13 protein-coding genes are annotated in these 18,991 nt (G+C 73.9%); 8 read left to right on the forward strand and 5 right to left on the reverse strand.

The window, feature by feature from the left end; all coding sequences use genetic code 11:
• Window positions 1-65 precede the first annotated feature (65 nt).
• A complete protein-coding gene (locus HYQ63_RS24990) occupies window positions 66-2,150 on the reverse strand; it encodes a glycosyltransferase family 4 protein (protein ID WP_179936027.1) in 2,085 nt (694 codons plus the stop codon).
• Between the two features lie 309 nt (window positions 2,151-2,459).
• Here HYQ63_RS24990 and HYQ63_RS24995 point away from each other — a divergent pair, with 309 nt between their 5' ends.
• The 4 genes from HYQ63_RS24995 (at window position 2,460) to fxsT (ending at window position 10,379) form a co-directional block, all read left to right on the forward strand.
• The gene (locus HYQ63_RS24995) at window positions 2,460-3,179 is read left to right on the forward strand and encodes a hypothetical protein (protein WP_257232080.1); all 720 of its coding nucleotides are present in this window, start codon (window positions 2,460-2,462) and stop codon (window positions 3,177-3,179) included.
• A gap of 150 nt (window positions 3,180-3,329) precedes the next feature.
• The gene (locus tag HYQ63_RS25000) at window positions 3,330-4,844 is read left to right on the forward strand and encodes a hypothetical protein (protein WP_179936031.1); all 1,515 of its coding nucleotides are present in this window, start codon (window positions 3,330-3,332) and stop codon (window positions 4,842-4,844) included.
• Window positions 4,828-5,919, forward strand: a complete 1,092-nt coding sequence (locus tag HYQ63_RS25005; protein WP_179936033.1) for a MoxR family ATPase — start codon at window positions 4,828-4,830, stop codon at window positions 5,917-5,919. Before HYQ63_RS25000 ends, HYQ63_RS25005 begins: the two co-directional genes overlap by 17 nt.
• Window positions 5,916-10,379, forward strand: a complete 4,464-nt coding sequence (gene fxsT, locus HYQ63_RS25010; RefSeq protein WP_179936035.1) for an FxSxx-COOH system tetratricopeptide repeat protein — start codon at window positions 5,916-5,918, stop codon at window positions 10,377-10,379. The genes HYQ63_RS25005 and fxsT overlap by 4 nt, the downstream gene beginning before the upstream one ends.
• On the opposite strand, the gene HYQ63_RS25015 is transcribed toward fxsT, so the two are convergent.
• Genes HYQ63_RS25015 through fxsA form a run of 3 tightly spaced genes read right to left on the reverse strand, consistent with a single transcriptional unit; the run spans window position 10,310 to window position 13,343 of the window.
• Window positions 10,310-11,947: an HEXXH motif-containing putative peptide modification protein gene (locus HYQ63_RS25015; RefSeq protein ID WP_179936037.1), complete on the reverse strand. Its 1,638-nt coding sequence runs from the start codon at window positions 11,945-11,947 to the stop codon at window positions 10,310-10,312. The genes fxsT and HYQ63_RS25015 overlap by 70 nt on opposite strands.
• Window positions 11,944-13,176: an FxsB family cyclophane-forming radical SAM/SPASM peptide maturase gene (locus HYQ63_RS25020; RefSeq protein WP_257232081.1), complete on the reverse strand. Its 1,233-nt coding sequence runs from the start codon at window positions 13,174-13,176 to the stop codon at window positions 11,944-11,946. Before HYQ63_RS25020 ends, HYQ63_RS25015 begins: the two co-directional genes overlap by 4 nt.
• The gene (gene fxsA, locus HYQ63_RS25025; protein WP_179936039.1) at window positions 13,173-13,343 is read right to left on the reverse strand and encodes an FxSxx-COOH cyclophane-containing RiPP peptide; all 171 of its coding nucleotides are present in this window, start codon (window positions 13,341-13,343) and stop codon (window positions 13,173-13,175) included. The genes HYQ63_RS25020 and fxsA overlap by 4 nt, the downstream gene beginning before the upstream one ends.
• Window positions 13,344-13,556: 213 nt before the next feature.
• On the opposite strand from fxsA, the gene HYQ63_RS25030 reads away from it, so the two are divergent.
• The gene (locus HYQ63_RS25030) at window positions 13,557-14,993 is read left to right on the forward strand and encodes a chloride channel protein (protein WP_179936040.1); all 1,437 of its coding nucleotides are present in this window, start codon (window positions 13,557-13,559) and stop codon (window positions 14,991-14,993) included.
• 125 nt (window positions 14,994-15,118) lie between these two features.
• Here the strand turns inward: HYQ63_RS25030 and HYQ63_RS25035 are convergent, their stop codons facing one another.
• Window positions 15,119-15,982, reverse strand: coding sequence for a hypothetical protein (locus HYQ63_RS25035; protein WP_179936041.1), 864 nt, complete (start codon window positions 15,980-15,982; stop codon window positions 15,119-15,121).
• 445 nt (window positions 15,983-16,427) lie between these two features.
• On the opposite strand from HYQ63_RS25035, the gene rplM reads away from it, so the two are divergent.
• From rplM to glmM, 3 genes are all read left to right on the forward strand, one after another.
• Window positions 16,428-16,871, forward strand: a complete 444-nt coding sequence (rplM, locus tag HYQ63_RS25040; protein ID WP_123106513.1) for a 50S ribosomal protein L13 — start codon at window positions 16,428-16,430, stop codon at window positions 16,869-16,871.
• Window positions 16,872-16,912: 41 nt separating this feature from the next.
• On the forward strand, window positions 16,913-17,416 hold the full coding sequence (gene rpsI, locus HYQ63_RS25045) for a 30S ribosomal protein S9 (RefSeq protein WP_123106512.1): 504 nt from the start codon (window positions 16,913-16,915) through the stop codon (window positions 17,414-17,416).
• A 176-nt stretch (window positions 17,417-17,592) separates the two neighbouring features.
• Complete coding sequence (gene glmM / locus HYQ63_RS25050; protein ID WP_179936043.1) at window positions 17,593-18,951, forward strand: phosphoglucosamine mutase; 1,359 nt, start codon at window positions 17,593-17,595, stop codon at window positions 18,949-18,951.
• Window positions 18,952-18,991: the final 40 nt, after the last annotated feature.

Below are 18,991 nucleotides of genomic sequence, written 5' to 3' on the forward strand. Positions count from 1 at the left end.
TTGACATCACTCAGTGTTACCGCCATGGCCAGGGCCAAACGCGGCGAACTCACCGGTCTCCCCACTCAATTTTCTTGTGGTGCAGAGGTAATGGCCAGGTCCCCGGATTTGCCGAGGTAGGGGCGGACACCGTGGGTGACCGGGTGGAGGTCGGTCTTGTGGCGGTCGAGAATGTCCCCGATGACCCGGCCGATGCGGATCGCCGTGGTGGAGTCGGACGCCTTGCGGAGGGTCAGGTCCCAGCCCGCGGTGCCCTGCTGGCCGCCGCGCGCCGCGTAGATCCGCTCGTACGGAACGGTGAAGCGGAACCGGGTCGCGTCCAGCGCGGTGACGCCCGCGGTGAACGGGAGCGCCGCGCCGCGCGGGGTGGCGATCACGCTCGGGGCGGCGTCGGCGGCGAAGCGGGCGCCGTGCAGGGTGCCCTCGACGATGAGCCCGTCGGCCTCGGCGCGGATCACCCGGGCCTCGGCGTGGGCCGGGCGGCGCCAGGCGCGCAGCGCGAGATAGCCGTCGACGGTGGGGTACGGGATCCACCAGGCGAACGGTGAGCCGGGCAGCGGATCGAGGCCCACCAGCCCGCGCCCCTCGGCGAACCGGCACATCACCCGGCGGCGCACCCCGTCCGAGGAGCGCACCACGTGCACGTCCCAGCGGCCCTCGGCGAGGTCGATCGCGCGGCGGTCCAGCATCGCGGTCCAGGGGGCGCCCGCGGCGGCAGGGGGCCGCAGCGGCACCCGGACCGGGGTGCCCCGGCCGCCGCGGTGAGTGAGGGTCAGGGCGAGGCCGGTGCCGTGGACGTCCGCGGGCTCGACCAGCACGGCCATGGTGCCGTCGGCGTCGACGCGGCACGAGGCGACCGGGCGCAGCGGCTTGCGGATCAGCTGCTTGACCACGCTCTTGAAGGTCTTCCGGGGCACGGCCGGACGTCCGGCGAGGGAGCCGAAGGCGCGCGCCGCGGCGGCGGGCCGGGGTCCGGTCCGGGGCGACTGGCCGCGCCGGGCGAAGAGTTCGGCGAAGAGTTCCTCGTAGGCGGTGGCCAGTCGCGCCGGTGCGTACCGCTGCGCCGCGACCCGCGCCGCCTCGCCCATGGAGCGGCGCAGCGCGTCGTCCTCGATCAGGGTGAGCAGTCCCTTGGCGATGCCGTCGGCGTCGCCGACGGGGACCAGCAGCCCGTCGTGGCCGTCGGTGATGATCTCGCCGGGCCCGTGCGGGCAGTCGGTGGCGACGACGGGCACCCCGCAGTGCATCGCCTCGACGATCGTCATGCCGAACGACTCCTCGCGGGAGGTGACGGCGGCGATCGCGCCCTTGGCCCATTCGGTCTCGATGGGGGAGTGGGCGCCCATCATCGTGATGTGCCCGGCGAGCCCGAGTTCGTCGATCTGGCGGCGGAGGGCGGGCGCCTGGGGGCCGCGGCCGTAGATCCGCAGATGCCAGTCGGGGTGTTTGGCGGCGACCGTGGCCCAGGCGCTGACCAGCAGGTCGTAGCGCTTGACCGGGATGAGCCGGCCGGCGGCCACGACCAGCTTGGCGTTGCCGTCGGAGGGCTGGATGCCGGTGGCGGGCACGCAGTTGGGCAGCCCGGTGAGCAGGGTGGAGACGCCGGGCAGCCGGTCGCGGTGGGTCTGCGCGTCGGCCTCGGAGACGGAGGTGTTGGCGTCGAGGCGGGCGAGGGCGGCGTCGCATGCGGTGCGGATCTCGGCGCGGTGGGTTCCGTACAGCCGGTGCTCCTGGCCGATCCGCAGATAGCGGCCCTCCTGCCCGAGCGCGGCGAGGCAGATCACCAGGCCGGGGCGGGTGGCGATGACGACGTCGGCGTCGGTGTCGGCCAGATAGGCGGCGAGGCGCTGGTCGGTGAGCGCGTTGAAGTTGACGGTGCCTTTGGACTCCGCGGCCGGGACGTGGGCGCTGGCCTGCTTCAGCAGCGGATTGCCGAGGTCGCCGGACTCGCGCGGGGCGTCCGGGCGTTGGTCGATCAGCGGTCTGACCCGCACACCTCGGGGGAGGGGGAGGCCCGGGGTGTCGATGGTGCGTATCAGGGAGACGATCTCCACGCGGTGGCGGGCGGCGAGCGCCCCGGCCAGATTGAACGTCGACCGGATGGTGCCGCCGATCCCATAGGCGTTGTGCAGCAGAAAAGCGATCTTCATGGTGATGTACGCGCGGCCCCATCGGTCTGCCGCGACGTGCCCTCCCCTCCGGTGTGTGCCGCCGGTGTGATGCCGATATGGAGTGAACTGCGGAACGATCGGTCGGTAAGACAGCCTGGAGACGGAAAAGTTGCTTATGCATGTGGTGATATGGGATGCACCACATTCAGTGTGAGCTGTACAACCTTCGTCCGCACGGCGAGTCCGCGCCCGCAGAGGTTGTTCGCGACCCCTTGGTTCACGGCCGCCCCCGTTGTTGGATGGCCGGAAGGAACGCGGGGGCGTCAACCAAGGGCGGGCAGACGCGTGATGACATCCGGAGCGCGGAGTGTGCTCACCGCGGCGGCGGTCCTGGCGGCACTGGGGCTGGTGACCGGATGCGGCGGCTCGGACCGGAAGCCGGACCAGAAGGTCGCCCAGCGCGACGGCGCGGCGGCGGAGCCGCTGTCCGCGTCCGCCCTGGAACGAGCCGCGCTGGTCAAGGCCGACCTCAAGGGCTACGGGATCGGCAAGATGACGGAGCGGGAGTTCAACGGGGACAAGGAGGCCGAGGCCCTGAAGCCCGGATGTCAGCCGCTGGCCGCGCTGATGGGCACCGGCTTCGACCCGGCGCCCCGGAACTCCGTCTACCGGAGCTACGCCGCGGCCTCGGGCCGGGACGCGGGCGTCTCCGGCATCATCCGGCTCTCCTCGTACGGGCCCGGCGACGCCGAGAAGACGGTCAAGGACCTGCGGCAGGCGATATCCGCCTGCCGGGGCGGGTTCGCGGCCACCGACGGCTCGGGGAAGCGGGCGGACGTCACCAAGGTGACCTCGCTCGACGCGCCCGCGGCGGGCGACGAGGCGCTCGCGTACAGCATGGTCGACGGCGGCAAGGACAAGGCCGTCATCGCCTTCACGGTGGTGCGCACCGGACCCCAACTCACCGTGATGTTCGGCGTGAACCTCACGAACCCCGCACAGTCCGCGGTCCCCAAAACGGTCGTGGACCGTCAGGTTCGAAAGGTGGAGGCCGCGAACCGGTCATAGGGGGTGTGAAGCCTCCCATATCCGCCTACCGCGTGCGTACCATTCGACGTACACGGGTAAAACGGACGCGGTACGCCGAATGGCACGGGGCGGGTTTCGGGGGGAGCGCGCGGGAGTGGACCAACCCATCCAGGACGCCGGGCGGGCCGGATGACCGGCTTCGGAGCGTTCGACCTCTACCAGGAGCTGGCCAGGATCCTCGGCCGGCTGACGGACAGCACCGCCTGGCGGGACCGGCTGATCCACAACGTCGAGGAGACTTACGGGGTCACGCTGCCCGTGGAGCGCCACACCATCAAGCACTGGGACCTGCGGTCCATCGCCGAGGTCTGCGACCGCTACCCCGACGGGCTGCGCGTCCTGCTGCGCGCGGTGGGCGAGGACTACGAGGGCACCGTGGTGCTGGCGGAGGCCTGGCAGCTGGTCGACCAGTGCTGCCCGGTGCCGCTGCTGACGGACGTCGAGCGCCGGGACCTGTGCGCCCTGCTGCTCGACGGCGCCGCCGAGACCGAGCTGACCACCCTGTCCCGCTACGCGTTCGAGCTGCTCGGCCGGGCCGGTGAGGGCGACGACAGCTGGAACGGCCGGGTGGAGCGGCTGGTGCGCGACCTGGAGGACGACGTCGAGGTGGAGGGCCGGGCGCCCGCGCTGATGACGTTCGTGGAGCGGGTGGCGGCGGGTGAGCGGCCCGCGCTGCGCAAGGGGCTGCGGCAGTGGAACAACCAGGCCGCCAAGCGGCTCGACTGGCCTCCCGGACTGCTCGCCGCCACCCGTGAGCGGGAGGCGGCCGCGGCGGGGCTGCCGGTCGGGGAGCGCAGCCTGGTGGTGGAGATCTCGTCCCGCCGCGCGGCGGCCGCCCTGTTCAGCATCCGGGCGCGGCTCATGGACGACCGGTCGCGGGAGTTCCCGGTGCTCTGTGACGCCCGCGCCCGGGGGCGGGACGAGCTGGAGCGTCGGGTCGCGGCGGTCCACCGGGAGGCCATCGAGCGGCTGGGGCTGCTCGCCCCGGGGCTCCAGGTGGAGTTCGTCCTGCCGCTGCATCTGATCTGGCTGGACGTCGACCGGTTCGAGGTGCGCCCGTCGGGGCTGTCGTCGCGGCCGATCGGCGAGGACCACACGGTCGTGGTCCGGCCGTGGGAGCGGCTGCGGCTGCCGCACGTCAACCACCATCTGCGGGGCCGCTGGCACTGGCTCCAGAGCCATGGCCGGGAGTACCAGGAGGCGGCCGTGGAGTGGGTCGACCCCGGGGTGGTGCTGGAGCCCCGGAGGCTGCGCAGGCGGCTGCGGCACGCCCGGACACCGGTCTGCTTCGTGCTGTTCGAGCCGCCCCGGCACACCGGGGACGAGGCCACGGACTATCTGTCCGTCCTGCTGGAGGCGGGTATTCCGGCCCTGGTCGGGGTACGCAGCGGGGGCGAAACGGTCGCAGGGCGCCAAGAAATACGAAACTTCCTCAGAACGGCCCTCACCGATCTCCCCGAGCGGGTAAGACTATTGAGAGGCGGACTGCGACCTGGAGGAAGCGGCGAGATGCTGTCGGCGGACCTCGACGTGGACCTCGACGTGGACCTCAGCCTCGTATGGGACAGCCCGGACGGCCTGGAGGAGCTGCGGTCCGTACTGCTGCATCCGCCGATCAGGGGGGAACATGACCGATCGGCATGACATCGACGGCGTCCCGGGCGGCCCGGCCACCCCGCACGACGGGGGCGGCGCGGGCGCCGCGCCCTGGTGGGTGTTCCACGACAGCGGCCAGGAGCCGTCCGGGGAGCGTGCGGCGCCGCGGATCCCGCCACCGCCGCCCTGGCGGGTCTTCGAGGACGCCGGCACCCCGCTGCCCCCGCCCGGCGCCGCCCCGGCCGGTCGCCGCCGCCTGGGCAGCCCGGGCGGCGGCACCCTGGACCGCTCCGTGGTCGAGATGGTCAACGTGGCCCTGCACGTCCGCCGCCCGCTGCTGGTCACCGGGCGGCCCGGCACCGGCAAGTCCAGCCTGGCGTACCGGATCGCCGCCGAGCTGGGCCTGGGCCCGGTGCTCTCCTGGCCCATCGTCAGCCGTACGACGCTCAAGGACGGGCTGTACGACTACGACGCGATCGGCCGCGTCCAGGACACCCCGCCGCCGGTCGGCGGCGCGGCGGAGGACCGGGTCCTGCCGGACCTCGGCCGCTATCTGACCCTGGGCCCGCTGGGCACGGCCCTGCTGCCCTGGACCCGGCCCCGGGTGCTGCTCGTCGACGAGCTGGACAAGAGCGACATCGACCTGCCCAACGATCTGCTCCACGTCTTCGAGGAAGGCGAGTTCCGCATCCGCGAGCTGGAGCGCCACCGGCAGCGCTCGGTCGTGAAGGTGATGACCGCGGACCATACCGACACCGTTCCGGTCGAGAACGGCCATGTCCGTTGCCATGAGTTCCCGGTGGTCGTGATCACCAGCAACGGGGAGCGCGAGTTCCCGCCCGCGTTCCGGCGCCGCTGTCTGGAGATCCGGATGCCCGACCCCGACGAGGAGCGGCTGACCGCCATGGTCACCGCCCACTTCGGCGGCGAACGGGGCCGGGACGCCAGGGCGCTGATCCGCGAGTTCCTCGACCACAGCAGGGAGCACGGGGGCCTGGCGACCGACCAGCTGCTCAACACCGTGCACATGCTCTCCAACGGGGCGGCGAAGTCCGACGAGACCTCCTGGGCGCGGCTCCGTGACGCCCTGTGGCACGCACTGGGCACGGAATCACCGACATGACCGGGTACCGGTACGGCCGGGAGACCGACGGCCCCACGCCCCGGGAATGGGCGGAGGCCGTACTGCTGCAACAGCGCATCCGGCGGGCCGCCGCCACCCCCGCCGCTTCCGCCCCACCGGACCACCCTGCCGCCCCCGCACCGGACACCCCGCCCGCCCCCGCCGCACCGCCCGCGCCCTCCTCGGACGGGCGCGAGGACGACCTTCGCGCTCTCGATCCGCCCGGCCGGACCGCGGCGACCGCTTCCGAGGACCCGCATCCCGAAGGCCCCGCGGGGGCGGACGCCACGGAGGCCCGCTGGCCCGGTTACGTCCACGTCCGCACGACGGGCGGCCCCGGCCCCGCCGCGGTCCACGCCGCCTGGCCCTGGGGCGCCGTCGAGGCCCAGGGCCAGATCGAGCTGAGCGACCCGCTGGGGCTCGGCCGCGCCCTGCGCCCCTTCGGGCGCCGCCGCGCCTCCGTCCACCGCTTCACCCTGGACGAGGAGGGAACCGCCGTCCGCGCCGCCGAACAGGGCTTCTGGGAGCCGGTGTTCCACGGCGCGGGGGAGCACTGGTTCGACGTCGTCCTGGTCGTCGAGGACAGCGTCTCCATGTCCGTCTGGGACGGCGCGGCCCGGGCACTCACCGATGTCTTCCAGCGCCAGGGCGCGTTCAGCGACGTACGGACCTGGCGGCTGGACACCTGGCACCCCGGCGAGGTCGTCCTGCGCCCGGACGGCAGCGCCGCGGACCGCGACCCGCAGGAGCTGCTGCACCCCCAGCGCCGACGGCTGATCCTGCTGCTCAGCGACTGCGTGGGCGAGGCGTGGTCGCGGGGCACCGTGCCCCGGCTGCTCGACCTGTGGGCGCGGCACGGCCCCGTCGCCGTGCTGAACCCGCTGCCGCACCACATGTGGGACCGGTGCGACGCCATCCCGCTGGACGTCTCCCTGCGCGCCTGCGCGGGCGGGCTGCCCAACACCGCGCTGGGCCTGCGGCTCCCGGGCCCGGCCCCCGGGGACCCGGACGCGGAGGGCCGGGACGCGGAGGGCCCGGACCCGGACGGGCCGTTACCCGGCGAAGGCCCGCCGGAGGCGCAGCCCGTGCCCGTCCCCGTGCTGGAGATCGAGCCCGAATGGCTCGCCACCTGGGCCCGGCTGGTGACCGGCACCGGCGGCGGCTGGCTGCCCGCCGCCGCCCTGCTCACCGACGCCGACGGGCTCGCCGCGCGCTGCGCCGCCGCCCCGCGCACCCCGGAGGACGACGAACCGCTCGCCCCGGCCGAACGGGTGCGCAACTTCCGCGCCGCCGCCTCGCCCGCCGCCCGGCTGCTCGCCTCCCATCTTGCGCTCGCGCCGCTGACCCTTGATGTGATGGAGAAGGTCAAGAAGGCCGTGCTGCCCCGGCTGGGCCCGCTGCCGCTGGCCGAAGTGCTGCTCAGCGGGCTGCTGGAGCGCCCCGCCCCGGCGGTGGCCGGGTTCACCGGCTTCGCCTTCCGGGACGGCGTGCGCAACCAGCTCCTCGGCGGGCTCGGGCGCGGCGAGCTGTTCCGCGCCCTCCAAGGGGTGTCCGCGGTGGCGGCCAAGGTCATCGGCGCCCGCCCCGATCTGCTGCCGCGGTACCTCGCCGCGCCCGACGGGCCGGTCGACGACCGGCTGACCCCCGCCGAACGGGAGCTGGCCGCGGCCGCCCACCCCGCGCTCCTCGCGCTCGGCCGTCCGTACAGCAGGCTCGCGCAGAAGGTGCGCGTCCTGGTGGATCCGCCGCCTTCCCCGCCCGAGACCGACGACCGCAGCGATCTTCCGGGCGTCCGCACCAAGGGAGAGACCATGTCAGGGAGCGCTCCGGACACGGAACGGCTCACATCGTCCACACCGGCCGGCGCGCCACCGTCCGGCCCCCCGCAGGAGAACGGCGCCGCCCCGGACAGCCCGCCGGGTTCCGCCCCCGACCAGACCCCCGCCGGTGCGCCCCCCGGCGGGGGCGTGCGCGCCCCCGGCAGCGTCCCGCTGCCGAACGCCAACTTCACCGGCCGCGAGGAGCATCTGCGGATGCTGCGGTCCTACCTCACCGAGGGCCGCCGCGCCGCCGTGCTGCCCCAGGCGCTGTACGGGCTCGGCGGCGTCGGCAAGACCCAGCTGGCGATCGAGTACATCCGCCGGTACGCGGAGGAGTACGAACTCGTCTGGTGGGTGCGGGCTGAACAGCCCGCCGTCATCCGCACCTCGCTCTCCGCGCTCGGCGCGACCCTCGGCATCGAGGGCCCCGACGTGGACGGCGTGGTCGACAAGGTCATCTCCGCCCTGGCCTCCGGCTTCCCGGTGAAGCGCTGGCTGCTCGTCCTCGACAACGCCCTCGGCCCCGAGGACGTCTTGCCGTACATCCCGCACATGGTGGGGGTGCCCGGCGGCGCGGGCCACGTCATCATCACCTCCCGGGACGGCGGCTGGGCCGATCAGGTCAGCGCCCTCAAGGTGGACGTCTTCACGCGCGAGGAGAGCATCGAGTTCCTCTGCCGCCGCGACTCCACCATGACCGGCGAGGACGCGTCGCGGCTGGCCGACGCCCTCGGCGACCTGCCGCTCGCCATCGAGCAGGCCGCGGCCTGGCAGGTCAACAGCGGTGTGCAGGTCGAGGAGTATCTGGGCCTGCTGGCCAGCCGCCGCTCCGAGGTGTTCGCCGAGCCCATGACGGTCGGCGGCGTGGAGTCCGTGGCGGCCGTGTGGCAGGTCTCCATGGACTCGCTGCGGGCGCGCAACGCCGGGGCCCTCGAACTGCTGCGGCTGCTGGCCTTCTTCGGCCCCGAGCCGGTGCCCCTGTCCCTGCTGCACAACGCCCGGCTGCTCAGCCTGCCCCCCGCCCTGTCCCGCACCGTCAAGGAGCCGCTCAACCGGGCCCGGGCCATCCGCGACATCGGCCGCTACTCGCTCCTCACCATCGACAACCGGGCCGGTACGGTGCAGCTGCACCGGCTGGTGCGCAGCGTCCTCCAGGACGGGCTGGACGCCGGGGCCGCCGGGAGCACCGCCCACCTGGCCCATCTGCTGCTGTCCGCGCACGACCCCGGCGACCCCGAAATGCTGCGCAACTGGGAGCAGTACACGGAGATCCTGCCGCACGTCGAGACCTCCGGCATGCTGGAGTGCCAGGACCCGGACGTCTGCCACACCGTCCTCAACGTCGTCCGCTATCTGCTGGCCCGCGGCGACTTCCGCAGCGGTGTGGAGCTGGCCCGGCGCGCCCTCAAGGAGTGGCGCCGCAGGCTCGGCCCCGACGATCTGCGGACCATCAACCTGGTCCGGCTGCTGGGCGCGGCCCAGCGCTCCCTGGGCCGGCTGGACGAGGCCCGCGAGCTGAACGCGGACGCGCTGCGGCGGCTGCGCGACACCGTCGGCGAGGAGCACGAGGACACGCTCAACCTGGCGGGCGGGGTCGCCGCCGACCTGCGGGCCACCGGCCGCTTCCGGGAGGCCCTGGAGCTGGACGAGGACACGTACGCCAAGAGCGTGCGCGTCTTCGGCACCGACGACCCCAACACCCTGATGGCGGGCCACAACTACGCGGTGAGCCTGCGGCTGTCCGGTCTGTTCACCCAGGCCCGCGAGCTGGACCGGAAGGTCTGGCAGGTCAGGGCCATGGTCCTGGGCGCGACGGCCCGCTCCACGCTGTTCACCGTCAACAACCTCGCCCGCGACATGCGTGAATGCGGTGAGTACGCGGAGGCGCGCACCCTCCAGGAGCAGACCGTCGCCACCTACCGCCAGTACTACGGCGAGACCCATCCGCACACCCTGCGCGCCATCAAGAACCTGTCCGTCAGCTGCCGCAAGGCCGGGGACTACGAACGCGGCCTGGAGCTGGCCGTGCTGGTCCTCGACCACTACCGCCGCACCGTCGGCGACCGCCACCCCGACGCCCTCGCCGCCCTCACCAACCTCGGCAACGACCTGCGCATGACCGGCGACCTCCAGGCCGCGGGCCAGCGCGGCGCCGAGGCCCACCAGGGGTACCGGGAAGTGCTCGGCGAGCACCATCCGTACACCTACCTGGCCGCCCTCAACCACGCCGTGACGCTCCGGGCGCTCGGCGAACACCCGCGCGCCCACCGGCTGGACCAGGACACCGCCACCGGCATCGCGGGCACCCTCTGGGCGGACCACCCCTGGGTGCTGCTCTCCCGGGCCAACCTCGCCACCGACCTCGCCCGGCTGGGCAACCACGAGGAGTCCCGGGTGCTCAACACCGAGATCTCCGCCCGGCTGGAGACCCTGCTCGGGGACAGCCACCCCAGCACCCTCGCCGTCCTGCGCAACCTCGCGCTGGACCTGGAGACCGCCGGGGAGCCGGACCGGTCACGGGAGCTGAAGGAGACCGTGCTGGGCCGCTACCGGGCCACCATCGGCGACGATCACCCCGAGGCCCGTGCCGCCGCCGAAGGCATCCGCGCCGAATGGGACATCGAACCCCCGCCGTCCTGATTTTCTGGCTCCGCCCGCAGGGCCGCGCAGCGCTCCACCACCGGGCGCAGCCAGCCGGTCAGGCCGGGGGCCGGGGCGGGGCCCGCGGCCTCGCGTACGGCGTGCACCAGCTCCGGCATCGCGGTGCCGGGGTCGGGCCCGGCGTCCGGGGTGAGGGCGGGGGACCGGTGCAGCAGCCGGGCCGCCTCCCGGGGCACGGGCAGCCCGGCCCCGTACGCGGCCGCGAGCGCCTCCACCAGCGCGCGCGGCGGCGCGGGGGCGTGCCGCAGCCGCCACCGGACCCGGTGCCGGACCGCCGCCGACCGGGCCGCGGCGGCGGCCGCGGGCGCGATCCGGGTCGTCGCCCAGCCGTCGAGCGTGCGCCGCATCGCGTCCAGCAGCAGGCGGCCCTCGGCGGTCGGCCAGGGGGAGCGGGCCAGGGCCGCCACGGTGTCGGCGGTGGGCCGCAGCCAGCGGGCGAAGCGGGTCTGCGCCGCGTGGACCTCCTCGTCCGTCCCCGCCCGCAGGGCCTCGTCGCGCCAGAAGCCGGTGACCGCCAGGAAGGCGTACGCCCCCTGGAGCAGCCCGGCGGGCGGCCGCGGGTCGTCCCGCCAGGGGGCGTACGCCCGTAAACCCGGCGGGGCGTCGAGCAGGTCGGCCACCATCAGCAGGGCGGACAGCTTCGAATGCTGGGCCTCGTGCACCAGCGCCGCCGCCAGCGACCGCGCGTCCGGGTGCGGGGCGAGCCCCACCGCGCCGACGGCGTCGCCGTAACTGGCGCTGGTCCAGGACGAGGGCCCGGTCAGCGGCGCGAGCGAGGCCACGGTCGCCGCCACGTCCCGCGCCCGCGCGGGGTGACGCTCCGCCAGCAGCGCCCACGCCGCCGCGGTGTCGGCCCGCCAGGCGCGCCGCTGCGCCGCGTCGAGGGGGCGCGGCGGCAGTGGGGCGCCGCCCTGCCGGAAGGGGTGGAGGAAGTCCAGCCGCACGTCCAGCGTGCGGCCCGCGGCGGTGACGCGGATCCGGGGCTCGGGGTGCCAGCCGGGCGCCTCCGCTCCCGGCGCCCGCGGGATGCGTACGGTACGGCCGCCGCCGCTCAGCACCGACGCCCCGCCCTCGCCGCGGAGTTCGGCGAGCGCGGTGCCGGGCGGCAGGACGGCGAGGCCGAGGCCCGGCAGCGGCACCGCGCCGTCCCGGGCGCCGACCGTGATCCGGTACCGCATCCCGGCCCGGTGCGCGGCCGCGCCCGCGAGCGCCGCCAGGTCGGCGGCCTCCGGCGGCAGCGGCGCACCGGGGCCCGCGGCGGTCGCGGCGCGCACGCAGTACGCGGCCCACGCGCCGGTCGCCGGGAGGTCCAGCGCCCCGGCGAACGCCGTGGGGGAGTGGCGCTGGACGTCGGCCAGCAGCGCCAGCCCGCCCGTCAGGCCGCGACTCCCGGGCCCGTCGCGCCCCGTGGCCAGGTCTCTCAGCGCCCGGAGCAGCAGCAGGGTCCTGCTGCGCACGGCCTCCCGCAGCAGCTCCGGCCGGGCCGGGCCGTCGCCGCGCCCCAGGGACTCCAGGTCGGCCCGGGTGGGGGCGAGGAAGCGGCTCACCGGACGGTTCCGGCGCCCGACAGGCGGGCCAGGTCGGCCCGGACGACGTCCGCGACATGGCGGATGAACGCCTTGAGGTCGGGGCTGTAGACCGAGGGGTTACGGAACCCCGCCCCCGGCCGGTAGCGGTGCGGGTAGAGCCCGCCGCCGCACACCGCCTCCACCGGGCAGGCCCGGCATTCGGCGGCGAGGGCGTCCCGCCCCAGCTGGCGGGCCACGATCCCGGGATGGTCGAGCAGGTCGTCCAGGCCGTGCCGGAACACATCGCACCCGGTGTCGGGCGCCCCCGCGTACGCCGTCTTGAGCAGGTCGGACTGGGTGAGCCGGCCGTCCGTCTCGACCACCACCAGCCGGGACGGGCCGCCGCCCACCGACTCCACGCGGCTCGTGCCGCCCAGCAGCAGATCGAGGACGCTCTCGAAGAACGGCAGCCGGACGGTCTGCTCGGGAGCCCCGTACCAGAGGTCGAAGACCGTGGTCAGCCAGTGTGCGTACGGGACGTGGCGCGGGTCGGCCGTGCGGCCGGGCGGTGGGCTGCCCCAGTGCCCGAGCGGCAGCAGCAGGTCGATCGCCGGGGGCGCGAACGACATCAGATGGCGGTAGGTCGCGGCGGGGTCGGCGGTGACGTCCACCGTGCACAGCAACCCGGCCCACAGCGGCCGGTGCTCCGGGCGGCCCAGCAGGGTCAGCGCGTCGGCGACGGCGCGGTGGCTGCCGCCGCCGTCCGCGCGGCCGCGGTGCCGGTCGTGGACGGTCGGGTCGCCGTCGATGCTGACGCCGAGCAGGATGCCGTGGTCGTGGCACAGCCGCAGCACCGCCTCGTCGACGAGGGTGCCGTTGGTCTGGGCGAGGACGTCGAGCCGGGTGGGGTGCGGCAGCAGTTCGCGCAGCCGCCGCACCAGCCTGCCGAGGAACTCCGCCCCGGCGAGCAGCGGTTCGCCGCCGTGCAGCAGCACCCGCACGGACGGCAGGCGGTGCGCGGCGGCGTGGTCGGCGATGCGGCGGCACGTGCGCTCGGCGGTCGGCCAGGCCATGGCGCGGGGCTGGTCGCGCCAGCTCTGGTCGGCGCCCTGGTACACGTAGCAGTGGTCGCAGGCGAGGTTGCACCGGCTGTGCACCTTCAGCAGGAACTCCCGGAACGGCAGCCGGGGCACCCCCGCGGCCCGCAAGCCCGGTACGTCCAGGGCGTCATCGGGCCAGAAGGGTTCGTTCGATAAGCCGTGGGTCACGGCCGGTCGGACGGTCCGGTGGGGAGGAGCTGGGCGCCCGAGTCATAGGCGGATATGGCGGGTTCGGCCGCCGCCACCTCGTCCACGACCCGGTGCAGGGCGTTGACCAGCGCACTGCTGGAACCGGTCAGGATGTCGTCCAGGGGGAGGCCGGTCAGATCCGGCATCAGAGGCTCCCGCTCGCCGGTAATCCCGTGCATCGTCTCCCCCTCGAATCAGTGTGTGAATCAACGTCAGGAACGTTGTGGGGATGCCAATATGGACCGTGAAGAAGTGAAGAGGGTGCATACCGGCCCGAGGGAGCTCCAGTGCCAAGCCTACGATATGGCGGGTCCGGGTGGAAGAAATGGCTTCCGGGCGACGAACCCGGCGGGGACACCATGGCCCGATGGGCGCTGCTCGCGATCGGCATCGGCGCGGTCGCGGGGTTGGGTGCGGCGGGCCTGTTCGGCCTGCTGAAGCTCGGCACCCACTGGGTGCTCGGGGAACTCGGCGGCTACCACCCGTACCGCACGACGGTCGAAGGCGGCTTCGACGTCGCGTCCTCCTTCGAGCGCCCCTGGGCGGTGCCGCTCGTGGTCGCCGGGGGCGCCCTCGCCGCCGCGGCCCTGGTGCGCTGGCTGGCCCCCGAGGCGGGCGGGCACGGCACCGACGCGGCCATCGCCGCCGCGCACCACGCGCCGCTGGGCATGCGCGGCCGGGTGACGATCGTGAAGATGGTCGCCTCCGCGCTCACCATCGGCTCCGGCGGTTCCGCCGGTACGGAGGGACCGGCCGCCCAGATCTCCGCCGCCTTCGGCTCCGTCTTCGCCCGCCGGGCCCGGCTGACCCCCGCCCAGGCCCGTACCGCGGTGGTGATCGGCCTGGCGGCCGGGGTCGGGGCGGTGTTCCGGGCGCCGCTGGGCGGGGCGCTGCTCGGCGCGGAGCTGCTGTACCGCAAGGACGCCGACGTGAGCGTCGTCCCCAAGGCGCTCCTCGCCTCCGCCGCCGGGTACGCGGCGTTCGGCCTCTGCTTCGGCTTCGGCCCGGTCTTCGGCGAGCACGCGGTGAGCGGGGCCATCGGGCTGGGAGACCTGCCGCTGCTGGTGGTGATCGGACTGCTGGCCGGGGGCGCGGGGCGGCTGTACGCGGCGGCGTTCTACTGGGTCCACGACCGGGTGGAGCCGCGCTCCCGTACGACCCTCCGCAAGCTGCTGTTCCCCGTCGCCGGGGGCCTCGCGGTCGGCTGCCTCGGCCTGCTCGTCCCGGGGGTCCTGGGCACGGGGTACGGGCTGATGGAGGGCGAGATGGAACGGGACGTGCTGCTCGGCCTCTCCCTCTGGGCCGTGCTGCTGGTGCCCCTCGCGAAGATCGTCGGCACCGCGCTCACCGTGGGCTCGGGCGCCTCGGGCGGCATCTTCGGCCCCGGCTTCGTGATCGGCGCGGGCGTCGGGGCCGCGGTGTGGCGGCTGGCCGAACCGCTCGGGCTGGCGCCGCAGAGCCCGGCGATGTTCGTGATCGTGGGCATGGCCGCCTGCCTCGGGCCGGTGGTGCGGGCCCCGGTGGCGGTCCTGGTGATGGCCGTGGAGACCGGCGGGGACTCGGGGCTGCTGGGGCCGGGCGTCATCGGGGTGCTGAGTGCGGCGCTGGTCATGGGGGGCGTGACGATCTACCGCAGCCAGCTGGACCGCCGGGAGGAGAAGGAGCCGGTGACGGAGCCGACGGCGGTGATCCCGCCGGAGGACGCGCCCCTCGGCGAGGCGCCCGTCACCCGTCCTCGTCCGCGCCCTCGTCCTCCGCGGCGGGTCGGTCGGGATCGCGCTCCCAAATCATTTTGATCGTGAGGTGGCCGTCCGCCCCGGTCTTGGCGATCACCGCCCCGGCCTGGGCGCTCAGCTTCACGCCGACCGGAAACCCACCGGCTCCGCCCCGGAACCCCCCGGACGGCCCCGCGGGCGCGCCGTCAGCCGTTGGATCCGGCGGCCGCAGACGCCTGCGCGTTGCCGCGCGCCAGGATGCGGCGGAAGGTGTAGTCGGCCATGTCGCGCCCGGCCTGGAGCGCCTTGGTGTCCGCCGTGGTCACCGTCTTCCCCGAGGTGTAGCCGGAGATCGTGAAGTACGCGTACCGCCCGATCGCGTTGGCCGAGGTGCGGCACGCGGTCTGGCGGCAGAACGACGGAACCCCGCCGCCCGACAGCGACGCCACGTTCGGCTTGTACCCGTCCTTCGCCTTCTCCGCGCCCGCCCGGCCGTCGAAGACGGCGACGCCGATGGTGACCGCCACGCCGTCCCTGGAGAAGGTGGCACGCAGCAGCTTGCGGCACCCGTTGCCGCTGAGCACCGACCCCAGGGCGCCCTGCGTGCCCGCGGCGCAGCTCGCCGTGGAGGCGGTCGCCGCCTTCGCGTACGAGCGGCCCTCCTTCGCGGCCTCCTCGTCGGGGAAGAGCGTCCTGGCGCTCAGCGGCGCCTTGTCCCGCTTCGCGTCGGAGATGATGTCCAGCGGCTTGGGCGGCGCCGGGGGAGCGACATTGGAGAACGACGGCTCGGGCGACTCCGACTCGCGCGGCAGCGTCGGCTGCGAGGGCAGGTGGTTCGCCGAGTCGTCCGAGGAGCCGTCCTTGTCGTTGCTGCTGACCACCGCGGTGGCCACCATCGCCCCGACGGCCGCCGTCGCGAGCACCGCGCCCCCGATGAAGAGCCATCGGCGGCGACGGCCGCGCGCGGCGGTGTGATCTGCCATAGCGGCCCAGTCCGGCGTCGACGGCCGAGACGACTGAGGCGGCTGAGATCCCCCGGGCCCGTACGGCCCCCCTTGCCCAAAGCTCATGGCGCGCATCTTAGGGGGTGCCTCATGGATCATGCCGGGCTCCCGACGCCTGGCACGCACATCCGCTGCGTTGTCGTCGTCGCCCGCAGCGCCGCTGCGCTCTCCTCCTCCGCCTTGCGGCTGCACGCGCCAGACGCCGCTCGCTGATCCGGCCTGATCCACGAGGCACCCCCTCATCCCGGCAGGTGACACTAGGGACCCGCCAGGGACCGGGTGACGGCCGGGGGAGGCGTTTTGACCCCCGCGGGTGCGGGCCGGTATTCTGCCAGTTCGTTATGCGTATTGGCTTGCTCGTTCTCACGTGAGTGGCCGTTACGCCGGTTCACCGGGCCGATGACCAGCGGCAGGCACTCGGAATGCGTCACCGAGGTGCGGCCAGGGCTGTCGTGATCGTCCGGGTGGCCTTGTCAGGACCACACTCACTGAAGAAGCGAAGGCTACGACCGTGCGTACGTACAGCCCCAAGCCCGGCGACGTGCAGCGTCAGTGGCACGTCATCGACGCCACCGACGTTGTCCTCGGCCGTCTGGCTACCCAGGCCGCCACCCTCCTCCGGGGGAAGCACAAGCCGGTGTACGCGCCGCATGTCGACGCGGGTGACTTCGTTGTCATCATCAACGCCGACAAGGTGCACCTCTCCGGCAACAAGCGGACCCAGAAGATGGCGTACCGCCACTCGGGCTACCCCGGTGGTCTGCGCTCCGTCCGCTACGACGAGCTGCTGGACAAGAACCCGGAGAAGGCCGTCGAGAAGGCCATCAAGGGCATGCTCCCGAAGAACACCCTGGGCCGTCAGATGCTCTCGAAGCTGAAGGTGTACTCGGGCGACCAGCACCCGCACGCTGCTCAGCAGCCGGTCCCGTTCGAGATCACCCAGGTCGCGCAGTAAGTCCGGCCACCCCCTAAGACGAAGAGAAGCTGAGGAGCATCGTGGCCGAGACCACCGCCGAGACCCCCCTCGATGTCGAGGAGTACACCACCGAGAGCGTGGAGACGATCGAGTCGGAGTACACCTCCGAGTCGCTCGCCTCGCGTTTCGGGGACCCGCAGCCGGCCGCCGGCACCGGGCGCCGCAAGAATGCCGTGGCCCGTGTCCGCATCGTGCCGGGCAGCGGCCAGTGGAAGATCAACGGTCGCACCCTTGAGGAGTACTTCCCCAACAAGGTGCACCAGCAGGAAGTCAACGAGCCCTTCAAGGTGCTCGAGCTGGACGACCGCTACGACGTCGTCGCCCGCATCGCGGGTGGTGGCGTCTCCGGCCAGGCCGGTGCGCTGCGCCTGGGCATCGCCCGTGCGCTGAACGAGGCGGACGTGGACAACAACCGCGGCCCGCTCAAGAAGGCCGGCTTCCTGACCCGCGACGACCGCGCCACCGAGCGCAAGAAGTCCGGTCTGAAGAAGGCCCGTAAGGCGCCGCAGTACAGCAAGCGTTAATCCGCTTCACCACGCGGTTCGGCGGCTTCCGCCGCTCGTCGACACGCCCCGGCGGCACCACCCGTGCCTCCGGGGCGTTCGGCTATCGCCACCAGGGGGCGTATACCTACAGGCAAGCGTCAATCAATCTCCACGCAAGCTTCTGCCCCCACAGCTCGTAATCTCGGAGGACACCAGTGGGACGACTCTTCGGTACGGATGGTGTGCGCGGCGTCGCGAACGCCGATCTGACGGCTGAGATGGCGCTCGGCCTGTCGGTCGCGGCGGCGCACGTGCTCGCCGAGGTGGGAACCTTCGAGGGCCATCGGCCGGTGGCGGTGGTCGGGCGGGACCCGCGCGCGTCCGGGGAGTTCCTGGAGGCCGCCGTGGTGGCGGGGCTCGCCAGCGCGGGCGTGGACGTGCTGCGGGTGGGTGTCCTGCCGACGCCTGCCGTCGCCCATCTGACCGGCGCGCTCGACGCGGACCTCGGCGTGATGCTCTCCGCCAGCCACAACCCGATGCCCGACAACGGCATCAAGTTCTTCGCCCGCGGCGGCCACAAACTCGCCGACGAGCTGGAGGACCGCATCGAGACCACCTGCCGCGCGCACGCCTCCGGCGAGCCGTGGGACCGGCCCACCGGCGCCGGGGTCGGCCGGGTGCGGGACTACGCGGAGGGCTTCGACAACTACGTCGCCCACCTCGTCGGCGCCCTCCCCAACCGCCTCGACGGCCTCAAGGTCGTCATCGACGGCGCCCACGGCGCCGCCTCCCGGGTCTCCCCGGAGGCGTTCGCCCGCGCCGGGGCCGAGGTCGTGACGATCGGCGCCGAGCCGGACGGCCTCAACATCAACGCCGGCTGCGGCTCCACCCACCTGGCGCGGCTCCAGGCCGCCGTCGTCGAGCACGGCGCCCACCTCGGCGTCGCCCACGACGGCGACGCCGACCGCTGCCTGGCCGTGGACTCCGTCGGCCGCGAGGTCGACGGCGACCAGATCCTCGCCGTCCTCGCCCTCGCCATGCGCGAGGCGGGCACGCTGCGCGGGAACACCGTCGTCGGCACCGTCATGTCGAACCTCGGCTTCAAGCTCGCCATGCAGCGCGAGGGCGTCGAGCTGGTCCAGACGGCGGTCGGCGACCGCTACGTCCTGGAGGAGATGAAGGAGCACGGCTACGCCCTCGGCGGCGAACAGTCCGGCCACGTCATCGCCCTCGACCACGCCACCACCGGCGACGGCACCCTCACCGGCCTCCTCCTGGCCGCCCGCGTCGCCGCGACCGGCCGCACCCTGGCCGACCTCGCCGGGGTGATGGAGCGCCTGCCGCAGGTGCTGATCAACGTCCCCGACGTCGACAAGTCCCGCGTCGCCAGCAGCGCCGACCTGGCCGCCGCCGTCTCCGAGGCCGAGCGCGAGCTGGGCGAGACGGGCCGCGTCCTGCTCCGCCCCTCGGGCACGGAGCCCCTGGTCCGCGTCATGGTCGAGGCCGCCGACATCGACCAGGCCCGCTCGGTCGCGGGCCGCCTGGCCGACGCCGTGAAGTCGGCCCTGGGCTAGGGCCTGACCCTCCTCAATCGCCGGAAGGGCTGGAAATCCA

The organism is Streptomyces sp. Rer75 (assembly GCF_013414305.1).
Taxonomy (GTDB): Bacteria; Actinomycetota; Actinomycetes; order Streptomycetales; family Streptomycetaceae; genus Streptomyces; species Streptomyces himastatinicus.

Coding starts and splice junctions, on each gene's coding strand:
- HYQ63_RS25035 (WP_179936041.1), bottom strand. CDS start 15,982: ATGAGCTTTGGGCAAGGGGGGCCGTACGGGCCCGGGGGATCTCAGCCG.
- HYQ63_RS25030 (WP_179936040.1), top strand. CDS start 13,557: ATGGCCCGATGGGCGCTGCTCGCGATCGGCATCGGCGCGGTCGCGGGG.
- fxsT (WP_179936035.1), top strand. CDS start 5,916: ATGACCGGGTACCGGTACGGCCGGGAGACCGACGGCCCCACGCCCCGG.
- HYQ63_RS25005 (WP_179936033.1), top strand. CDS start 4,828: ATGACCGATCGGCATGACATCGACGGCGTCCCGGGCGGCCCGGCCACC.
- fxsA (WP_179936039.1), bottom strand. CDS start 13,343: ATGCCGGATCTGACCGGCCTCCCCCTGGACGACATCCTGACCGGTTCC.
- HYQ63_RS25000 (WP_179936031.1), top strand. CDS start 3,330: ATGACCGGCTTCGGAGCGTTCGACCTCTACCAGGAGCTGGCCAGGATC.
- HYQ63_RS24990 (WP_179936027.1), bottom strand. CDS start 2,150: ATGAAGATCGCTTTTCTGCTGCACAACGCCTATGGGATCGGCGGCACC.
- HYQ63_RS24995 (WP_257232080.1), top strand. CDS start 2,460: ATGACATCCGGAGCGCGGAGTGTGCTCACCGCGGCGGCGGTCCTGGCG.